We start from the raw sequence: 20,083 nt of genomic DNA on the forward strand, positions 1-20,083 counted from the left end.
TTTTTATAATTTGTCTTTTATGAAGTTGTCTACTATGGATTTAAAGTTCTCCGCTCTTAATCCAAAACGCCCCACAAATACTCCATCTATATTTTCTTTTTTACTTAATTCCTTAGAATTTTCAGGACTTACTGATCCTCCATATATTATTCTTATGTTTTTACTCACTTCTTCCCCTAACTCTTTTTCCACAATATCCCTTATATATCCATGCATGTTTTCTACATAATCCACAGAAGCTGCTTCCTCTTTACCTATTGCCCAAACAGGCTCGTAAGCTAAAATAACCTCTTGTGCCTCTTCTTTTGATAATCCATTTAAAGCCCAAAGTATTTGACTTCTTATTTTTATTTCACCTATATTTTCTTTTTTATCCCTTTCCTCTTCTCCTATACATACCACGGGAGTCATTCCATATTTAAAGGCTAATCTCACCTTTTTATTAACAATTTCATCCCTCTCATTAAAATAAGACCTTCTTTCTGCATGACCAATCTCTACATAAGAGCATCCTAATTCTTTTAAAACTAGTGGTGGCACTTCTCCTGTAAATGCTCCCTTTCCTTCATGACACATATTTTGTGCACCATACTTTATACAACTATCCTTAAATACTTCAGATAATTTAGGTATCATGGGGAAAGAAGGTAATATGAACATTTCCACTCTACTTTCATGTGCCAATAATTTCTTTAAATTCTCACCGGTTTCCTCTGCTATACTAATAGAATTAATATGCATTTTCCAACTTGAACCTACTATTTGTTTTCTCAAGCTTTCTCATCCTTTCATCGAAACTATCCTTTGTAGTTTAAAAGATTTTCATAAAATGTCTCCAGTATACATACCGAAGACGCTGCTCCTGGGTCTAGATGCCCTACCGCTCTTTCTCCTAACCTCATAGCCCTTCCTTTTCTAGCTCTTAGAGGTATAGTCGATTCTGCACCTGATTTTGCACTGTTTAAGAATTTTTCAAAAGCTATTATAGGTTCTTCCTTATTAGCTATTGATTGAGAGAATGCATCTAATCCTGGTCTTAGAGCATCCACCATGGTCTTCTCTCCTACAACAGCTTTTCCCCTTCCTTCTAATGCCTCAATCCCTGCTCTAAACATTTCATAAAATCCATTAAAATCTACTTCTTCTTTCCCTTCTGCAGGAAGTCCCATCTTCATAAACAAACTCCCATACAATGGACCTGAGGAACCTCCCACCTTTCCCAGTAATGTCATCCCTAACTTTTTCATTAGAGTTGTAATATTTTCTCCTTCCCAAGTTGACAATTTATTGCTTACCTCTCTAAAGCCTATGCTCAAATTGATTCCATGATCTCCATCCCCAATTTGAGAGTCTAATTCGGTAAAATAATCCCTTTTCTCTTCTACCATAAATGCTAAATCTTTAATTACATCTATAAAATAATCCTTCTTTATAATGAAGTTTTCATACATGGTATCTTAATTCTCCTTCTTCTTGTTAATTTAGTACTGAACAAAGTAAGGGGTGTCACAAGGGTAATTCATGAGTTCTTTTAATTCTTCATCCAACTTCATTAAGGTAATTGACATACCTGCCATATCCATAGAAGAAGCGAAGGTACCCACCAAGGCTTTATATACTTTAATCCCCTTTTCCTCCAATATTTCATCAACTTTTCTATAGCATACATGTAAATCCATCAACGGAGTTGCCCCTAATCCGTTTACTAACACATACACTTCATCTCCTGATGCGAAAGGAATATCTGGTAAAATATGCTCCATTATTTCAGCTACAACTTCATCTGCTCCTCTTAATTTTTCTCTTTTTACTCCTGGCTCTCCATGAATGCCCATTCCTATTTCCATATCTCCCTCTTCCATATGAAATATGGGTCTTCCTGTAGCTGGTAAAGTAGATGAAGACATTGCAACTCCCATAGATCTTGTATTATCATTGGCTTTCTCTGCTGCTGCCTTTACCTCATCTAGCTCTCCTCCCATAGCTGCCTTGGCTGCTGCACATTTAAATACAAAAAAGTCTCCTGCCACTCCTCTTCTTTCACTTATCACTTCAGATGACATTACATCGTCAGTAACAAGTACCGTCTCCACTCTGATGCCCTCATCTGCTGCCATTTCAGCTCCCATATCAAAATTCATTACGTCCCCTGCATAATTACCGTACATATATAAACAACCCTTGCCGCTATCCACTGCCTTTACAGCGTTGTAACAAGGTTCTGGTGAAGGCGATGTGTTGATATTACCTATAACCGCCGCATCAGCAAAGTTTTCCCCTACATATCCTAAAAACAGTGGCTCATGTCCGGATCCACCACCTATTATTACTCCAACCTTATCTTTTATGGGGGCAGCATTGCTGACTACCACTCGTCCATCATCTTCTAAAAGCTTTACATATCCCTTATGTGCTCTACAGTATCCCTCTAACATTTCTTCCACAATATCATATGGATCATTAAATAATCTTTTCATTTTTACCCTCCTATTTTATCCTTCTAATTTTTACGCTAAAAAACATGATAATAAAAATCCACCTATTATTCCTCCAATTACAGCTCCTACTATGGTTTCGCTTGATTTTTTAATGCTTCCGCCATGCATATAAGTGGCCGTAATAAGACCCACAGCTGCTGCCCATGCCATATCTATCCAAGCTCTTCCTGTCTGATGAATCATATTTATGCCATGGTTTAGGCACCATGTAGTTCCAACTAAAATTCCTGCTGCCATCCATCCACCTATGGCTCCGAATTTATCCACTAACCGTCCCCATACCATTCTTATTAAAAATGGAAATATAGCCGCTCCAGCTATCGTCGCTATAGCTAATTTTAGTGTCATATTAAATCCCCCTTTTTATTTAATTATTAATAGCCTTTTTCTCCATGTCCTTTTCAATAACAGCTGCTAAAGCGCCTCCTATAATTCCACCGATAATAACACATATAAAAGTAGGGATTGATTCACCAAAAGTTTCTCCCCCGTGGATAAATACATCTCTCATAGTTCCACAAACCCCTATACTCAAAGCCATATCAACAAAAGCACCCTTGTCCTCATTTTCAAATAAACCTAGATAATGATTCATAAACCACATAGTTCCAATAATTATAAATCCGGCAAACCATCCCCCCACAATGCCATAAGCATCCACAAAAGTTCCCCAAATGCTCATAGCAAAAATACCTGCAATACATCCCCCTGTTGCAGACTTTAAAATTCTCACCCTTATTCCCCCTTCTATTTTTTTCTTTCATTTATTTTCTTTTATTATTGTTTTGTATTACATGTCTATGTTTTTTCATTTTAAAAAATAACTATTTATACTTTTTCTTTTTTATTTGTATTAATTTCCATTTGTCGAATATATTTATAATAAAATTCCATATAAAAAAGTAAGAAACAATAAAAAATAATAAATCTCAAGGGGGTTTAAGTATGAAAAAATACTTAATTGGGGTAGACGCTGGTACTTCACTGGTTAAAAGCGTATTATTTGATCTTCAAGGACATGAACTATTTGTATCTAAGCAAAAAACTCAGGTTCTTACTCCTAGGCAAGATTGGGCTGAACAGGATATGTACTCTGTTTTTCAAGCTACTTTAAACACACTCAGAGAATTAGTAGATGAATCCAACATTAGCTCTAAAGATGTATTAGCCATTGGAGTTACAGCTCAAGGGGATGGCTGCTGGATGATAGATAAAAATGGGGATCCTATCAGAAACGCTATCCTTTGGTCAGACGGAAGAGCGGGAAATATTATCAATGAATGGCAAGAAAGCGGCGTTTCAGATGAAGCTTATAAAATATGTGGATCATCACTTTTCCCCGGTGCTCAAAATGCTATTTTGAAGTGGTTAAAACATAATGAAGAAGAAAACCTTTCCAAAGTAGCCCATGCTTTCTATTGTAAAGATTGGTTAAGATATAAATTAACTGGCGTTGTAGCAACAGACGAATCCGACGCTTCACTTCCTCATGTTAATATAAGGACAAAAACTTATTCACAGGAACTTTTTAAATTATATGGTATTGATGATTTGAATCATCTTTTTCCTGAAATAATTCCTTCTACTAAAGCTTTTGCACCTTTGCTTAAAAATGTTGCGGACTTTACTGGACTTATGGAAGGAACACCAGTAGTTATCTCTCCTTTCGATGTAATATCCGCTTCAATAGGAGTAGGTGCAATAAATGATGGAAATGCTTGCTCTATAGTTGGGACAACTTGTTTTAATGAAGTCACTATGAGTAGCCCAGATATTACGCCGTTAAATGTAGGTATGACTATAGCTCATGGCATACCAAATAAATGGATGAGAGCCCTTGGAGCTATGATGGGAACTCCTAATATAGATTGGTGTATAGATAATATTTGTGCTCTGGATAAGGAATACTCTAAAAACTCCAACATTAATTTATTCTCATTCTTAGAAGAAAAGGTACAAAACGTTCCTGTAGGTTCTAACGGTGTAATATATCACCCTTATTTAAGCCCTGGTGGGGAAAGAGCACCTTTTGTTAAACCTACTGCAAGAGCTCAATTTACTGGAATTTGTATGGATCACAATAGGTATGACCTTCTAAGAGCAGTGTACGAAGGAGTAGCTATGGAAATGTTAGATTGCTATAAACATATGCCAGGAGAAATCAACGAAGTTCGCTTATCTGGCGGAGGGGCTAGTAGCAGTTTCTGGTGCCAAATGTTCTCAGATGCTACTGGTAAGATAATGAAGGTTCCTCATGGAAGTGAATTTGGTGCTAAGGGTGCCATAATAAATGCTTCTGTTGCTATAAATCTATTTAGCTCTTTTGAAGATGCTGTAGAAAACATGGTAAGAATAGAAAGACAATTCAATCCTAACATGGATAACAACTTAAAATATGAAAAGCTATATGATTGCTATAGGGATGTATATAAAGCTCAGTGGGATCTTTGGGATAAATTAAATAGTACAGTTAAAAGCTTCTATTAATTTTCTCTTATCAAAGTTTTTATTAATTTACTCTTAAAGGGATAGTTCTTAACAAACTATCCCCTATAAGGAAGAAAGGTGGTAAATATGAAAGAGTACGATGTAATTATTATAGGTGGAGGTATTACTGGAACATCCATTGCAAGAGAATTATCAAAGTATGATGTTTCAGTGGCTCTTTTAGAAGCCTATTCGGATTTAGGAATTGGAACAACTAAAGGAAATGGTGGAGTTGTACATGCTGGTTATGATCCTAAGCCAAATACTTTAAAAGGCAAATTAAATGTTAATGGATCTTTAATGTATGAAAAATTATCTAAGGAGCTAGATTTTAAATATAATAATACCGGTTCATTAGTAGTTGGTTTTGAAGATGAAGACTTAGAATACTTAAAAAAATTACATGAAAATGGAGTAAAAAATGCAGTACCTAATATTGAAATACTTAAAGCAGATAAAATAAAAGAAATAGAGCCTAGCATAAGTAATAATGCAAAATTTGCTCTTTATGCTCCCACCGCAGGAATTGTAGAGCCTTTTGAGGTTGCATTAGCCTTTGGTGAAAATGCATTAGAAAATGGAGTAGATATTTTCTTAAATGAAAAAGTTTTATCCATTCAAAAGGAAAAGAATTATTTTTATTTAGAAACAGAAATATTTAAATACAAATCCTCCTACATAATTAATGCTGCAGGAGTTTTTGCAGAGGAAATTGCACAAATGGTAAACTTAAAAAATTATTCAATTAAACCTAGATTGGGTGAACTTTTAATACTAGATAAAAACCACAACACAGGATTAAATACAGTATTATTCCCTATTCCAAGTGCTCATACAAAGGGTATAGTTGTAATACCTAGTATTGCTGGAAATATAATAGTTGGTTCAACTGCAAGAATGGTGGATGATAAAGAAGACCTTTCCAATACCACTAAAGGAATTAATGAATTGTTAAATGGGGCCAGAAAAATGCTTCCACAAATAAATAGTAGGATGATAATTAGAGAATTTGCCGGATTAAGGGCTGTTGCTTTAGAAAATAATGATGATTTTTATATAGAAGCTTCCAGTGAAGTGAAGGGCTTTATACATGTGGCTGGTATACAATCCCCTGGAGTAGCATCTGCTCCCGCTATAGCTGAATATGTTAGAGATATTTTAAGCAATGAAGGTTTGGACTTAAAGTTTAAACCTAATTTCAACCCATATAGGGATGGAATAGTACATTTTAGTGATTTATCAATAGAGGAAAGAGAAAAGTTCATAAAAGATAATCCTTCCTATGGAAATGTAATTTGTAGATGCGAGACCATAACTGAAGGTGAAATATTACAAAGTATAAATAGACCTTTAGGCGCTAAAACAGTAGATGGCGTTAAAAGGAGAACTCGAGTAGGGATGGGCCGTTGTCAGGGTGGATTTTGCCAACATAGAGTTCTTAACATATTGTCAAAAGAACTTCACCTATTGGAAAATGAAATATATTTAGAAAATAAATCTTCTAATATAATATTAAATAGGCTTAAAGGTTAGGAGGGTAGCTATATGAAACACTTAAACTATGATGTGGTTATTATCGGAGGCGGTCCAGCTGGATTAGCTGCTGCACTAAAAAGTTATGAAGAGAATTGTTCTGTGGCGATTATTGAAAGAAATTCTGAATTGGGAGGAATACTGAATCAATGTATCCACAGTGGATTTGGTCTTCAATATTCTAAGGAAGAATTAACAGGCCCTGAATATGGCCAAATATTTATAGATAAAATCAGTAATACAAATATAGATGTATATTTAAATACCATGGTAACTGATATAACAAAGGACAGAAAAATAACTGCAATAAATAAGGAGGGCCACATATTAATAGAAGCTAAATCCATAGTTCTATCTATGGGATGCAGAGAAAGAACCCGTGGCTCTATAATGATACCTGGCTCTAGACCTGCTGGAGTATTTACCGCTGGCCTTGCTCAAAGGTACATGAATATTGAAAATTTAAAACCTGGAAACAAAGTAGTTATATTAGGTTCTGGGGATATTGGACTTATTATGGCAAGAAGGCTTACCATTGAAGGGATAAAAGTCCTTGGAGTTTTTGAACTTATGCCCTATCCTAATGGACTATATAGAAATATAAAACATTGCCTTGAGGATTATGATATTCCTCTTAAACTATCAACTACAGTTACTAATATAATAGGTAAAAATAGAGTAGAAGCTGTAATCCTATCAAAGGTAGATGAAAACTTGAAACCTATAGCTGGTACTGAAGAAAAAATAGAATGTGATACTTTAATTCTCTCCATTGGATTAATTCCTGAAAATGAGCTATCCACCAAAGCAGGTGTTGAATTAGACCCCCTCACCAATGGACCTTTAGTTGATAGCTATCTTCAAACTTCCACAGAAGGTATTTTTGCTTGTGGAAATGTGCTCCACGTACACGATTTAGCAGATAATGTAACCCTAGAAGCGGAATTAGCCGGTAAAAATGCCGCTCTTTTCTCTAAAAAGGTTTTGTATGAAACTGAAAAAGTCCCTATTAGAACTGAAAAAGATATTAGATATACAGTGCCAAGATATTTAAACAAAGCTTCAGACAAAAATATCAATATTTTCTTTAGAGTAACAAACCCAATAGAACAGGGTCATTTAGTTTTAAAGTCAAAGGATGAAATACTTTTCAAAGGAAAGTTAACCTCCTTTAGACCAAATAAGATGGAAAACTTCATCTTAAATAAGAAGTATTTAAATAATATTGAAGAAGATTTGTTCTTATCTATTGAAGAGATTGAGGAGGTTGAGTAAATGTTAGAAAAAACTGTAGTCTGCACTACTTGCCCTATTGAATGCACCTTAAAATTAACAATCAATAACAATGCTATAGAAAGTATCTCTGGCAATAAATGTTCAAGAGGAATAGACTATGCCAAATTAGAATTTATAAACCCTCAAAGAGTTTTTACAAGTACCTTATTAATTAAAGATAATGATAAGGAAACTCTACTTCCTATTAGAAGTAGTAAACCCATATCCCAAAAATTATTTAAAGAAATTATAGAAATTACCAATAAAATAGAAATAAATCCCCCCATAAAAATGGGAGATATAATAATTAATAATATACTAAATTCAGGAATAAACATAATAGCATCCAGGACTATAAATAAATTATAATTCTATAAGCAAATTATAGTTAAAGAAAAGAGGGAATGGAATGCTTGCCTTTGAACGACATAACAAAATATTAGAAATGCTTTATAAAAATAAAAAAGTAACTACTCAAGAATTAGAAAAACTTTTTAATGTCTCCCCATGCACAATAAGGAACGACCTAAACAAATTAGAAAAAAACGGCCTTCTTGAGCGAATGCATGGTGGAGCTGTTTTACCTCAAAGCTCACTGATAGATTTAAGTTTTTCTGCAAGAGAAGCTCAGCATCAATTAGAAAAAGAAAACATATGCAAAAAAGCTAGTGAATTTATAACTGGAAACCAGTGTATTATAATAGATGCAAGTTCTACAACTCTATACCTATCAAAATATATGGACAATGTAAAAAACTTAACTGTAATCACAAACGGATTATATATAGCAGACAAGCTAAAAGATAATACCAATATCAATGTAATACTCACAGGAGGGGTAGTTCGTCCTAAATCAAATTCCCTAGAAGGGCTTCTAGGAAAAAATCTTGTAGAGCAAATCAACGCAGATATCGCCTTCGTCTCTGCTAGAGGATTTACTTTAGATGAAGGCCTTACTGAGTTTAACATATATGAAGCAGAATTAAAAAAACTACTTATTTCTCGAGCAAAAAAAGTAATAGCCCTTATGGATTATTCTAAAGTAGGAAAAAACTCCATATCTAGCTTTGCTAAAACTAGCCAAGTCAATACTCTAATTACAAACTCTAAAGTATCGAAAGAGGTAATTAAAGAGTATGAAGGCAACGGTCTAGAGGTAATATTGTGTGATTGATATAGTTTATTTTAAAAATTCTTTGTAAATTATTTGGTATCTCAATTGTGAATTTCTACGAAGATAATTTAGTTTCACAAATAGAGAGCTAAGCACGTAGTGAAGCCGCTCCAGAAAAAGTCGCTATTTCACTACATACTTAGCTCTTTTCTATTTCATAAATATATTTTCAAATATATATTGTATCTCATTGATTTATAAAATGTTAATTTTTACAATCTCATTGTATAAAATCTTAACGAGAAGTTTCAATATTATACAGTTTTACTATTATCAACTGACGCAATAAATGACATAATACTTATAATTGGACCAAGAAATAATCCCATAAATACATCATGGTATACTTTTGTAGTGTTAAAACTATCTATAATTTCTAAACCACCCAGATACAATATAAATGTAATTAAAAGAGCACCTATTTTTCCACTATTTTTATTGCTTATTAACTTTTCTATATTTACTTTTTTATAAATGAAATAAAAGATTACACTAGAAAATATAAGTGCTGGAAGTGTCATTTTAAAATAGTTACTCATAATAGCTCTCCTTTCTATGCTGTCATATTTTACAAAAATCTATTAAATTATTATTTACTGTTCATCCCAAAATAAATCGTTTAGAGTTTTATTCAAAGCCTTACAAATTGCAATGCATAAATTAAGTGATGGATTATATTTACCTGCTTCGATTAATCCGATAGTCTGCCTAGCAACACCAACAGCTTCGGCTAACTGCTCTTGAGACATATCACATTCGATTCTAGCAATTTTCATCTTTTTATTCTTCATATCATTCACCACCAACTTTTACTTATAAGAGCTATCTGACGCTTCTAATTCTTTATTAGACTTTTTTTCTCCATTAGATATAATCAGCTTCATAATAAAATAAAATGGTATACCCCACATTGCAGCCGCTCCAAGTATTTTTAGTATTTCCATTGGTTGAAACTTTCCCTGTTCCCATAAATGCTCCCATCTCATAAATATTCCATAAAATAAGCTACCTAATATAACTCTCTTTTTAAAGTCTGCAATTGTTTTCTTCTTTCTATTTTCCCCTCCCCAAAGGAGTAGTCTTCTTTTTATTGCTTTTACTGTAAAAATAGCACCTGGTACAATCCATATTAAAATATAAAAAGCTATTATACCAAGTGATTGTCCTGGTATCAATAATAAGATAAATTCACCAAACACATAAGTATAAAAACAAATTTCAAAACTACGTGCACGATATTTATTTTGCAACTCATTTATACATTCATCACCTGATGAAAAAATCGGAATACCATTAATTAAGGAACTAATAATTAAATAACCCATAGATACTGATATTGCTAATACTTCTAGAATATAATTGGAAAGTTCTTGTGTAAAAAAAATGTATTTAGTGGATGACACTATTACCGTTAAAATAAGTATTAACAGATAAAGAGGTGAACTAATTTTATTAGTTTCCTTTATAATACGCTCATCTTTTAATTTTTTAATCAAAATAACCATCTCCAAATTTTATTTTATTTTCTATAATAAATATAGTATATTATATGTTTCTAAATGTCAAATATATATTACATAATATAATGTATAAATTGTATTTCACTATAAATATATGCCACATAGGTGAATTGTAATTCAATAGTAACACAAGATGCCACTTTGTAAATTGAAAAGCAATCTTTGTAACTGACAACTGAATATTTGTAAACGAAACGCCACTTTTGTATCCGAAATGTATGTTTTGTAAATGAGATGCAGTTTTTGTAACCAAAATGCAGTTTGATTTTTCACATTTATTGAAGTATTATATTAAAAATAAGTATGCTAAATAAAGGTCGATTCTCTCTCGATTTTTTTGTAATCAGAGAATCCACCCCTTAATTCCTTAGATAGATTAGTGATTGGCAGCATGCATTTTTATTATTTTTTTAGAAGGTGAATTGTAACGCGAAATTCCCATTTGTATTGCAGGAATCTCGTTATAAATTTCTAGGAATACATTAAGGATTCTGCCTAAACAGAATCCTTTCCTTAACTCTCCACTATCAATTCTCAATTAAATAAAATTATAGTTAAAAATTAAAAGTGAAAAATAAAGGAATTTCATCCAATACTCTTCACTCTTCATTCTTAATTTTTCACTATTCTAAACCGCATTATACAAAGATGCATATATTCCTTCTTGATTTATTAGCTTTTCATGACTTCCTTTTTCCTTTATTCCTTCTGGAGTTAATACTACTATTTCATCTGCATTTTTTATAGTTGAAAGTCTATGGGCAACTATTAATGTAGTTCTTCCCTTTGCTAATTCCTCTAAGGAATTTTGAATCAATAATTCTGTAGCATTATCTAAAGCAGAAGTCGCTTCATCTAGTATTAATATTTTAGGATTCTTTAAGAATACCCTTGCTATAGATAATCTTTGTTTCTGACCACCAGATAATTTTAATCCCTTTTCTCCTATATAAGTATCATATCCTTCTGGTAAACTCATTATATAATCGTGAATATTAGCTCTTTTAGCCGCTTGTACTATCTCATCCTCTGTGGCATCTGGATTTCCATAAAGAATATTTTCTAAGATAGTACCAGTAAATAAAAATACATCCTGCTGAACTATTCCTATATGTTTTCTCAAAGACTCTCTTGTTACAGCGGATATGTCTGTACCATCTATAGTAATCTTTCCTGAATCAACCTCATAAAATCTTGGAATCAGATTACATAAAGTAGTTTTTCCTCCACCAGATGGCCCTACTAAGGCTATGGTTTTTCCTGATTTTATATTAAGATTAATACCATTTAATACTCTTCCTTCTTCATCATCATACTTAAAGCTTACATTATTGAATACAATATCACCTTTTACATCGTCTATTTCTATTGCTCCAGGAGAATCTTCCTCTACTTCCTCATTCATAATTTCACAAAATCTTTTAAATCCAGTCATTCCTGATTGTAGTTGTTCAACAAAGTTAATAAGTTTCTTTATAGGATTCATAAACATACTTATATATAGAAGATATGCCACATAATCTCCTAAATTAATCTTACCTAGATATGTAAAATATCCTCCTAAAGCCAACACAGCTAAATTTAAAAAATCTACTATGAAATTCATCCCTGAGAAAAACTCTGCCATAGCTTTATATGCATATTCCCTGGCTACTCTAAAGTTATTATTATCTTTTTCAAACTTTTCTACTTCATAATCTGTACTAACAAAAGCTCTGGACACTCTTGTTCCCGCAATTGAGTTCTCAAGAGATGCATTTACCTCTCCTATTTTTACTCTAGTTTCCGTAAAAGCCTCATCCATTTTAATTCTTTTCTTTATTGCAAATATTACTAATACTGGTATAAAAGCAAAAGTAATTATAGTTAATGGAATATTTATTGTACATAAAATTATAAATGAACCTATAAGCATAACAATTGATATAAATAGATCCTCTGGTCCATGATGGGCAAGCTCTGAAATGTCCATTAAATCATTAACTATCCTAGACATTATAATTCCTGTTTTGTTTTCATCAAAAAACTTAAAAGGCAATTTTTGAAGATGTTTAAAAATATCTCTTCTCATATCTGCTTGCATTCTAACTCCAACTACATGTCCCCAATACTGAAGGAAATAATTTAATCCCTTTTTCACCAAATATATTACAAGTAAAACTACACTCCATATAATAAGAAAATTTAACTTTTTATTTGGAACATAATCATTTATTATGTTTCTTGTTATCATAGGATAAAACAAATCACAAATAGCTACAAAAAAAGCACAAATTAAATCTACAATAAATAGTTTTTTATGTGGTTTATAATATTTCATAAAATCTCTTACCACAATACCCCCTCCTTATACTCTGATTATTAAATTATAATTGTATCGTATACTTGTACCAATCTTTAGTATACCATATAAGTGCATTATTTTTAACCTGATATTTCTTTTAATATAAAATAAAAACATTATTTATTAAAATTACATTTCATAATTCATAAATCTACTTTCTACAAAAGCCATAAATACTTATCAATAAACCTTCAGTTAAGAATATAGTATTGTACGTTTCTTGATTTCTTCAGCTAAAGTTCAGCTTTATACGTACCTATAAATTTATCCTTATGATGTTTTTCCTTAATACCTGTTATAAATTCACTGTATGGAATATAACTAATTATTTTAATTAAAATAGGTGTCAATATAGACGTAATCATCCAAGTTGTCAAACCTATAGCTAACCAATCATTTAAGTTAAGATATATTCTTACATTGTTAACGACAAATCCTACTACTAAAATATGATACATATAGCTAGCAAATGAATATTTACTAATGAAGTTAAAAAAACTATAAATTTTAATTTTATTTGATAAACTAACTGAAATTATATACCAAGCTAAAATTGAAAAAACAAAATAGAGTAAAGATAATCCCCTGCTAAATTCAACCTTTTCCATTTCATTTAAGTATGCATATACAAATGAACCAATATAAACAAATATTACCGGAACTTTAAATTTTAAAATTCTTTTTTTAAAAGTTTCATAGTTCAATGCTATGTATATACCAAGTATAAAATATAAACTCCAAAATAAAGGTGATACATTTATAATTTTTTCTTGGATTTTTGTAGGATTATTAAATATAAAATGTGCAAATTTATTGGATATTAAACTTTGATATTTTGACACTTGATAATAAGATAAAACTAATGTTAAAAAAACTAATATTCTTAATATTAAATTCTGTTCATGTATTTTTTTAGCAGCGAATAGAATCAGAGGAAAGTATATATATAATCTTATTATCATCGCCATGTACCATAAGTGATAAGCAGCATCGCCAGATAACAATTGAGCAAATAAATCAATAAGATTAGTATATTTTCCAAAAACAAGCAAATATATTATAGACCATAGTGTATATGGTATAAATACTTTCGTTATTCTTTTTATATAGTATTTTTTCCAATCGAATTCTTTTGAGTATGAGTAAAAAAGTGATATTGCACTTATACAAAGAAAAGCTGCCGCTGCAGGCTTGGCTAATGTATAGAAAAACTTAAATATTTGAAAATAAGAGTAACTAATTTCATCTATCCTAGAATATCCCCCCATGGTATGTTGTTCTACTACAAAAATAAAAGAAATAGCTCTTAAAACATCTAATTCCTTTAATCTATTAATCTTATTCAAAAATTATCCCTCCAGAAAATATGACCATATAATGCATTATAAATAAATTTTACCTCAATTTACATGTTAATGCATACCTTTACTTATGTCAAAATAATAGTTATAAAAAAATGAAGAGTTAAAAATTAAGAATGAAGAGTACTGGATGAAATTCCTTCCTTTACCCTTCACTTTTCAATTTTCACTCTTCACTATCTATAGCTCTTAACTTTTAACTCATTACTCTGTAAGGGATTTTTTAAATATCATTGAATTACTGTCCAATTTTGTATTCCCCAATGTGGTATATGGCTTTTCTAAAATTCCTACAAACTCCCATCCATCTTTCCCATACTTATTTAATTGGTCCTCTATTGTTAAGCTACTGTCCGAACTTAGAAAATGATCTACGGTAAGCGTTTTATATTCCCATTTCATATAGATTGATTCACCCCTTTTAGTTTTAGTAGCAACATATTGTTTATTAATCTTATTGTCTACAAAAACACTAGGGTTATTCTTTAAATTTTATTTCCTTATTGGATATTCTCCATTAAAGCATCCAAAGCAAAAGTTTTTATCTCTTCCTAAAACCTTATGAAATCCTTCTAAACTTAAAAACTCTATACTATCTGCTCCTACTACTTCTTCTATACCACTTTTTCCTTTATGAAAGGATATCAATTCTTTATTAGATTTGATATCAATACCTAAGATACAGGGATGGATTACCATTGTGGAAGCAATTCTAAAGTGGACTTCCCTAGCCCCTGAATCCTTCAGCATTTTAACTATAATCTTTGCAGTGGTTCCTCTCACCATGGAATCATCCACTACAACAACCCTTTTCCCTCTTATATTTTCAATTATTGGAGATAACTTAATCCATATCTTTTCTTTCCTTAATTCCTTACAAGGCTCTATAAAAGTTCTCCCCACATACTTACTTTTAATAAGTCCAATGCTATAAGGTATACTCCCTTCTTCTGCATAACCCATCGCAGCTGGTATTCCAGAGTCAGGTACTCCTATAACCACATCTCCTTTTATTGGGTTTTCTTTGAATAATTCTTTTCCAAATAAAAATCTAGATTTATAGACACTAATATGGTCTATTATGCTATCTTCTCTTGAAAAATATATATACTCAAAAGCACAAAGAGAGCTTTTTTTCCCTTTAGAAAAATTGAACTTTTTTAATCCACTAATATCTATGGTTACTATTTGCCCTGGGGCTATGTCCTCTATCAATTCTCCGTTTAAAGCATTGATAGAAGAGCTTTCTGAGGAAATTGTATACCCATCATCAAGCTTACCTATGCAAAGTGGTCTTATTCCAAGAGGATCTCTTACACCTATTAATTTATCTTTCGTTAAAAGAGTTATGGCATAGGCTCCTTTTATAATCTTTAATGTTTTTATCAATCCTTGTTCTATGCTATTTCCCTTTTCTATTTGAAAACCTATTAGCTTTAAAATTATTTCACTGTCTGAACCACTTTGAAGATTTAATTTTTCACCAAATCTTTCTCTTAATTCATTAGCATTTATTATATTACCATTATGAGCTAAAGCAATATCTCCTAAGCTAGTTTTAATTAAAAATGGCTGAGCATTTATTATATTATTATCTCCTGTGGTGGAATATCTCACATGTCCTATAGCTGCTTTCCCTTTTAAAGCTTTGAACCTCTCTACCTGCATTAAATTACAAACTAATCCCATAGATTTGCACAACTCTATGTTACTACCATTAGTTATAGCAATACCTGAACTCTCTTCCCCCCTATGCTGTAACGCATAAAGACCATAATAAGTCATAGTGTGAGCATTGGTATTTTTATTCATAAAAATACCAAATACTCCACATTCCTCTTTTAATTTATCCTCATTCACTTAATCATCTTCTCTTAAAATATTTATATTTTTACCTTCCATTACTTTATTCATATTTCTAACTGCACACATTTTTCCACACATAGTACAAGTTTTTTCATCTTCTGGTATTGAACTTTCTCTATATCTTCTAGCCTTTTCTTCATCAATTGCTAGTCCAAACATCTTGTCCCAATCTAATTCTTTTCTTGCAGTACTCATTTCATTGTCCCAATCCCTTGCTCCCTTTATGCCCTTTGCAATATCGGCAGCATGAGCGGCAATTTTAGTAGCTATTATACCTTCTTTCATATCCTCTAAATCTGGAAGTCTTAAATGTTCTGCTGGAGTTACATAGCATAAGAAATCTGCTCCATAAGTGGCTGCAATAGCTCCTCCTATGGCACTTGTTATATGGTCATAGCCTGGAGCTACGTCTGTTACAATAGGTCCTAAAACGTAGAAAGGCGCATCATAACAAAGTTTCTTTTCTAAAACCATATTAGCTTCAATTTCATTCAGAGCCATATGTCCTGGTCCTTCTATCATTATTTGTACATTTCTCTCCCAAGCTCTTTTTGTCAATTCACCTAAGGTCATAAGTTCTTTTATTTGACTTGGATCTGTTGAATCAGCTATGGAACCTGGTCTACAAGCATCTCCTAAACTTATAGTAACATCATATTTTTCACATATATCTAAAAGTCTATCGTACTGTTCATAAAAAGGATTTTCCTTGTCATTTAATTCCATCCAAGCATACAAAAGAGAGCCTCCTCTTGAAACTATATTAGTAAGTCTTGGATTTCTTTTAAATATCTTAGCCGTTTCTCTATTCATACCAGCATGTATAGTAATAAAATCCACTCCATCTTTAGCGTGAGCTTCAACCACTTTAAATAGGTCATCTGCTGTTAATTCCTTTAATTCTTTATCATAAAAACCAACTGCATCATACATAGGAACTGTTCCTATCATAGCTGGTGACATATGTATTAATCTTTGTCTAAATTCTTGTGTTTTACCAAAGCAACTTAAATCCATTATAGCTTCTGCTTTCATCTCTATAGCCTTTTTTACTTTTTCTAATTCAACTTCAATATTGCAACAATCTTTTGATATACCTAAATTTACATTAATTTTAGTTCTAAGACCTTTTCCTATCCCTTCTGCATCTAAACTTTTATGATTCTTATTTGCTGGTATAGCAACCTTCCCTTGTGCAACTAGCTCCATTAAATCTTCTACTCTCATATTTTCTTTTTGAGCTACTCTTTCTATTTCCTTTGTTACAATACCTTTCCTTGCTGCATCCATTTGAGTTGTATAATTCATTTAACCCATCTCCTTTATAAATTTTAATAAAAAAAAGGAAAGCATTAGCTTCCCTCATAACTTTCTGATTTCTTAACTTCTTAATTATAATAAAAAAAACACAACCTTATATAAATAAAATTGTGGTCCTTAAATTATATAAGCTCTTCCCTACGTTGGAATTATCCAAATCAGGTTATGAGGGTCTGAGATCCCATCTCACTCTCAGCCTATTTATAGGCTCCCCTAGAAATATTCAATTATTTAACAACTTAAATCTAACATAAGATATTTTTATTGTCAAGGAAAATGTTAAATATAATAACTGTCCCCATGTAATTTGCAATTGACAATTGATAGTTGATAATTGATAGTAAATGAAAGTATTTTGCTAAACAAAATACCAACACCAATAAAAGGCTTCTAGACAAATGCCTAGAAGCCTTTTATAATTGTATAACAATTTTTTATTTAAAATATCTTCCTAATAATCCCTTGAAAGCTTGACCATGTCTTGCTTCATCTTTACACATTTCATGTACTGTATCATGGATAGCATCTAAGTTAAGTTTCTTAGCTAAAGTTGCTAAGTCTTTCTTTCCTTGACATGCTCCGTGTTCTGCTTCTACTCTTGCTTCTAAGTTTTTCTTAGTATCAGCCCAAACAACTTCTCCTAATAATTCAGCAAATTTTGCTGCGTGTTCTGCTTCTTCAAAAGCTATTCTCTTGTAAGCTTCAGCTACTTCTGGATATCCTTCTCTATCAGCTTGTCTACTCATAGCTAAGTACATTCCAACTTCTGTACATTCTCCCATGAAGTTAGCTCTTAATCCTTCTACAACTTCTGGATCTACATCTTTAGCTATTCCTATTCTATGTTCATCAGCCCAAGCCATGTTGTCAGTCTTTTCTATAAATTTATCTGCTGGAGCAGCACATAGCGGACATTTTTCTGGTGCCTGCTCTCCTTCGTGAACGTATCCGCATATTGTACATACAAATTTTTTCATTTTCAAATTCCTCCTACATAATTCATTTTCAAATTTATTTTTCATATCTCTCGTCTACATTTATTATTATATAATAATAATTATTAATTTGCAATAGCTTTTTCAAAAAAAAATATATTTTTTCCATAATTTAATCAACCCACACTAAATCTCATATATTTAAAGGAAATATATATTCTTTTTACTCATCCTTACAATATATTATAAAACATTAAAAGTTAACAGCAAAATTTGCCATTAACTTTTAATAGAAATTTAATAACTTTTAAAGTTTAGACCAGATTAAAATCCCACTTAAATTAAGTTTAACTTTACTTTTTAAGCAACTTTTTACCTGATATGCCTGGCTCGGTCATTCCATATGAATCCAATATGGTTTCTAATTCTATGTCTTTTAACAGGCCTTCATTTAATATTAATTCTTTTACAGATTGCCCAGTATTTATAGCATCTTTTGCTATTCTAGCGGAATCTTTATATCCTATATGAGGGCATAGAGCTGTAATTATACCTACACTATTTTCTACTAACTCTCTGCAACGTTCTTCATTTGCAGTAATACCGTTAATACAATTTACAATAAAAGTTTCCACTCCATGAGCAAGAGTTTCTATTGATTCAAATAAATTATAGAATAATACTGGTTCAAAAGCATTTAATTCCAATTGGCCAGCTTCTGCCGCCATAGTAATAGTCATATCATTACCTATAATATTAAATGCAACCTGACTCATAACCTCTGGAATAACAGGATTTATCTTACCTGGCATTATTGATGAACCATTTTGTTTTGCAGGAAGATTTATTTCTCCAAAGCCGGTCCTTGGTCCTGATGATAATAACCTTAAATCATTACTCATTTTAGAAAGACTTATTGCACAAACTTTAAGGGCACTTGATACTGCAGCAAAACCATCTAAATTTTGAGTGCCATCAACTAAATCATCATTTTGAACTAAATCCAGTCCAGTAACTTTAGAAATATTTGGAGCAATATGTTTAACATACATTTCATCTGCATTTAGACCTGTTCCTATAGCTGTAGCTCCCATATTAATATATTTTAATTCATCTTTAACTCTCTTTATTCTTACTACATCTCTCTTTATCACATTTGCATAAGCATGGAATTCTTGCCCAAGTCTTATAGGAATGGCATCCTGCATCTGAGTCCTTCCCATTTTAATAACATGGTCAAATTCTTTAGATTTAACTAATAAAGCCTCAATGAGGTTATCTAACTGAACTAATGCCTTATCTAATAATCTTATAGTTGCAATTTTGCCACCGCTTGGAATTACATCATTAGTGGATTGTCCATAGTTAACGTGGTCATTTGGATGAACATAACTATAATCTCCTAGCTCTCCACCTAAAATTTCGGTGGCTCTGTTAGCTACAACTTCATTGATGTTCATGTTCATTGAAGTTCCTGCTCCCCCTTGTATGGGATCAGTTATAAACTGATCATGAAGCTTTCCTTCAATTATTTCATCGCAAGCCTTAACTATAGCATCTCCTTTTTTTCTATTAAGTAGCTCAACTTCCATATTGGTTATTGCCGCTGCCTTTTTTATTTCTGCTAATGCCTTAATAAGCTCAGGATGAATTCTTCTTCCTGTAATATTAAAGTTTTCATAGGCTCTTAAAGTCTGCACTCCATAATAAGCATCCTTTGGAACCTGTTTTTCACCTACTGAATCGCTTTCTATTCTGTATGCCATATGC

20 protein-coding genes and 1 riboswitch are annotated in these 20,083 nt (G+C 31.8%); of the genes, 5 read left to right on the forward strand and 15 right to left on the reverse strand.

The window, feature by feature from the left end:
* Positions 1 to 3: 3 nt before the first annotated feature.
* From tpiA to RYO54_RS03695, 5 genes are read right to left on the reverse strand one after another with little or no spacing between them, the layout of a single operon-like run.
* Positions 4 to 774: a triose-phosphate isomerase gene (tpiA, locus tag RYO54_RS03675; RefSeq protein WP_315115874.1), complete on the reverse strand. Its 771-nt coding sequence runs from the start codon at positions 772 to 774 to the stop codon at positions 4 to 6.
* 23 nt (positions 775 to 797) lie between these two features.
* Positions 798 to 1,451 (reverse strand): dihydroxyacetone kinase subunit DhaL, encoded by a 654-nt coding sequence (gene dhaL, locus RYO54_RS03680; protein ID WP_315115877.1) that lies wholly within the window; start codon positions 1,449 to 1,451, stop codon positions 798 to 800.
* Between the two features lie 30 nt (positions 1,452 to 1,481).
* Entirely contained in the window at positions 1,482 to 2,477 is a 996-nt protein-coding gene (locus tag RYO54_RS03685) for a dihydroxyacetone kinase subunit DhaK (protein WP_315115880.1), read from the reverse strand.
* Between the two features lie 30 nt (positions 2,478 to 2,507).
* Positions 2,508 to 2,846 carry a Lin0368 family putative glycerol transporter subunit gene (locus RYO54_RS03690; protein ID WP_315115881.1) on the reverse strand — a complete coding sequence of 113 codons (339 nt, stop codon included), beginning with the start codon at positions 2,844 to 2,846 and terminating at the stop codon, positions 2,508 to 2,510.
* 19 nt (positions 2,847 to 2,865) lie between these two features.
* A complete protein-coding gene (locus RYO54_RS03695; RefSeq protein WP_315115883.1) occupies positions 2,866 to 3,231 on the reverse strand; it encodes a Lin0368 family putative glycerol transporter subunit in 366 nt (121 codons plus the stop codon).
* A 212-nt stretch (positions 3,232 to 3,443) separates the two neighbouring features.
* On the opposite strand from RYO54_RS03695, the gene RYO54_RS03700 reads away from it, so the two are divergent.
* The 5 genes from RYO54_RS03700 (at position 3,444) to RYO54_RS03720 (ending at position 8,967) form a co-directional block, all read left to right on the forward strand.
* A complete protein-coding gene (locus RYO54_RS03700) occupies positions 3,444 to 4,985 on the forward strand; it encodes an FGGY-family carbohydrate kinase (RefSeq protein WP_315115885.1) in 1,542 nt (513 codons plus the stop codon).
* 87 nt (positions 4,986 to 5,072) lie between these two features.
* The gene (locus tag RYO54_RS03705) at positions 5,073 to 6,518 is read left to right on the forward strand and encodes an NAD(P)/FAD-dependent oxidoreductase (protein ID WP_315115887.1); all 1,446 of its coding nucleotides are present in this window, start codon (positions 5,073 to 5,075) and stop codon (positions 6,516 to 6,518) included.
* A 12-nt stretch (positions 6,519 to 6,530) separates the two neighbouring features.
* Complete coding sequence (locus RYO54_RS03710; RefSeq protein WP_315115889.1) at positions 6,531 to 7,793, forward strand: NAD(P)/FAD-dependent oxidoreductase; 1,263 nt, start codon at positions 6,531 to 6,533, stop codon at positions 7,791 to 7,793.
* Entirely contained in the window at positions 7,794 to 8,162 is a 369-nt protein-coding gene (locus RYO54_RS03715; RefSeq protein WP_315115892.1) for a DUF1667 domain-containing protein, read from the forward strand.
* 40 nt (positions 8,163 to 8,202) lie between these two features.
* Positions 8,203 to 8,967 carry a DeoR/GlpR family DNA-binding transcription regulator gene (locus RYO54_RS03720; protein ID WP_315115895.1) on the forward strand — a complete coding sequence of 255 codons (765 nt, stop codon included), beginning with the start codon at positions 8,203 to 8,205 and terminating at the stop codon, positions 8,965 to 8,967.
* Positions 8,968 to 9,221: 254 nt separating this feature from the next.
* Here RYO54_RS03720 and RYO54_RS03725 read toward each other — a convergent pair whose 3' ends face one another.
* The 10 genes from RYO54_RS03725 to RYO54_RS03770 form a co-directional block, all read right to left on the reverse strand.
* Entirely contained in the window at positions 9,222 to 9,506 is a 285-nt protein-coding gene (locus RYO54_RS03725; RefSeq protein ID WP_315115897.1) for a hypothetical protein, read from the reverse strand.
* Between the two features lie 54 nt (positions 9,507 to 9,560).
* The gene (locus RYO54_RS03730; RefSeq protein ID WP_315115899.1) at positions 9,561 to 9,758 is read right to left on the reverse strand and encodes a helix-turn-helix transcriptional regulator; all 198 of its coding nucleotides are present in this window, start codon (positions 9,756 to 9,758) and stop codon (positions 9,561 to 9,563) included.
* An 18-nt stretch (positions 9,759 to 9,776) separates the two neighbouring features.
* A complete protein-coding gene (locus tag RYO54_RS03735) occupies positions 9,777 to 10,463 on the reverse strand; it encodes a DUF6773 family protein (protein ID WP_315115902.1) in 687 nt (228 codons plus the stop codon).
* A 652-nt stretch (positions 10,464 to 11,115) separates the two neighbouring features.
* The gene (locus tag RYO54_RS03740; RefSeq protein WP_315115905.1) at positions 11,116 to 12,822 is read right to left on the reverse strand and encodes an ABC transporter ATP-binding protein; all 1,707 of its coding nucleotides are present in this window, start codon (positions 12,820 to 12,822) and stop codon (positions 11,116 to 11,118) included.
* A 242-nt stretch (positions 12,823 to 13,064) separates the two neighbouring features.
* Positions 13,065 to 14,177 carry an acyltransferase gene (locus RYO54_RS03745; RefSeq protein WP_315115908.1) on the reverse strand — a complete coding sequence of 371 codons (1,113 nt, stop codon included), beginning with the start codon at positions 14,175 to 14,177 and terminating at the stop codon, positions 13,065 to 13,067.
* Positions 14,178 to 14,396: 219 nt separating this feature from the next.
* Positions 14,397 to 14,594 carry a DUF4177 domain-containing protein gene (locus RYO54_RS03750; RefSeq protein WP_315115911.1) on the reverse strand — a complete coding sequence of 66 codons (198 nt, stop codon included), beginning with the start codon at positions 14,592 to 14,594 and terminating at the stop codon, positions 14,397 to 14,399.
* 90 nt (positions 14,595 to 14,684) lie between these two features.
* Positions 14,685 to 16,052, reverse strand: coding sequence for an amidophosphoribosyltransferase (gene purF / locus RYO54_RS03755; protein WP_315115914.1), 1,368 nt, complete (start codon positions 16,050 to 16,052; stop codon positions 14,685 to 14,687).
* Entirely contained in the window at positions 16,053 to 17,366 is a 1,314-nt protein-coding gene (thiC, locus tag RYO54_RS03760; RefSeq protein ID WP_315115917.1) for a phosphomethylpyrimidine synthase ThiC, read from the reverse strand.
* Positions 17,367 to 17,496: 130 nt separating this feature from the next.
* A riboswitch (TPP riboswitch) is annotated at positions 17,497 to 17,603 on the reverse strand.
* A 209-nt stretch (positions 17,604 to 17,812) separates the two neighbouring features.
* Entirely contained in the window at positions 17,813 to 18,355 is a 543-nt protein-coding gene (locus tag RYO54_RS03765) for an NADH peroxidase (protein WP_315115920.1), read from the reverse strand.
* Between the two features lie 311 nt (positions 18,356 to 18,666).
* Entirely contained in the window at positions 18,667 to 20,079 is a 1,413-nt protein-coding gene (locus RYO54_RS03770; RefSeq protein ID WP_315115922.1) for an aspartate ammonia-lyase, read from the reverse strand.
* Positions 20,080 to 20,083 lie beyond the last annotated feature (4 nt).

The sequence above is a fragment of the uncultured Clostridium sp. genome, assembly GCF_963515715.1.
Lineage (GTDB): Bacteria > Bacillota > Clostridia > Clostridiales > Clostridiaceae > Clostridium_AW.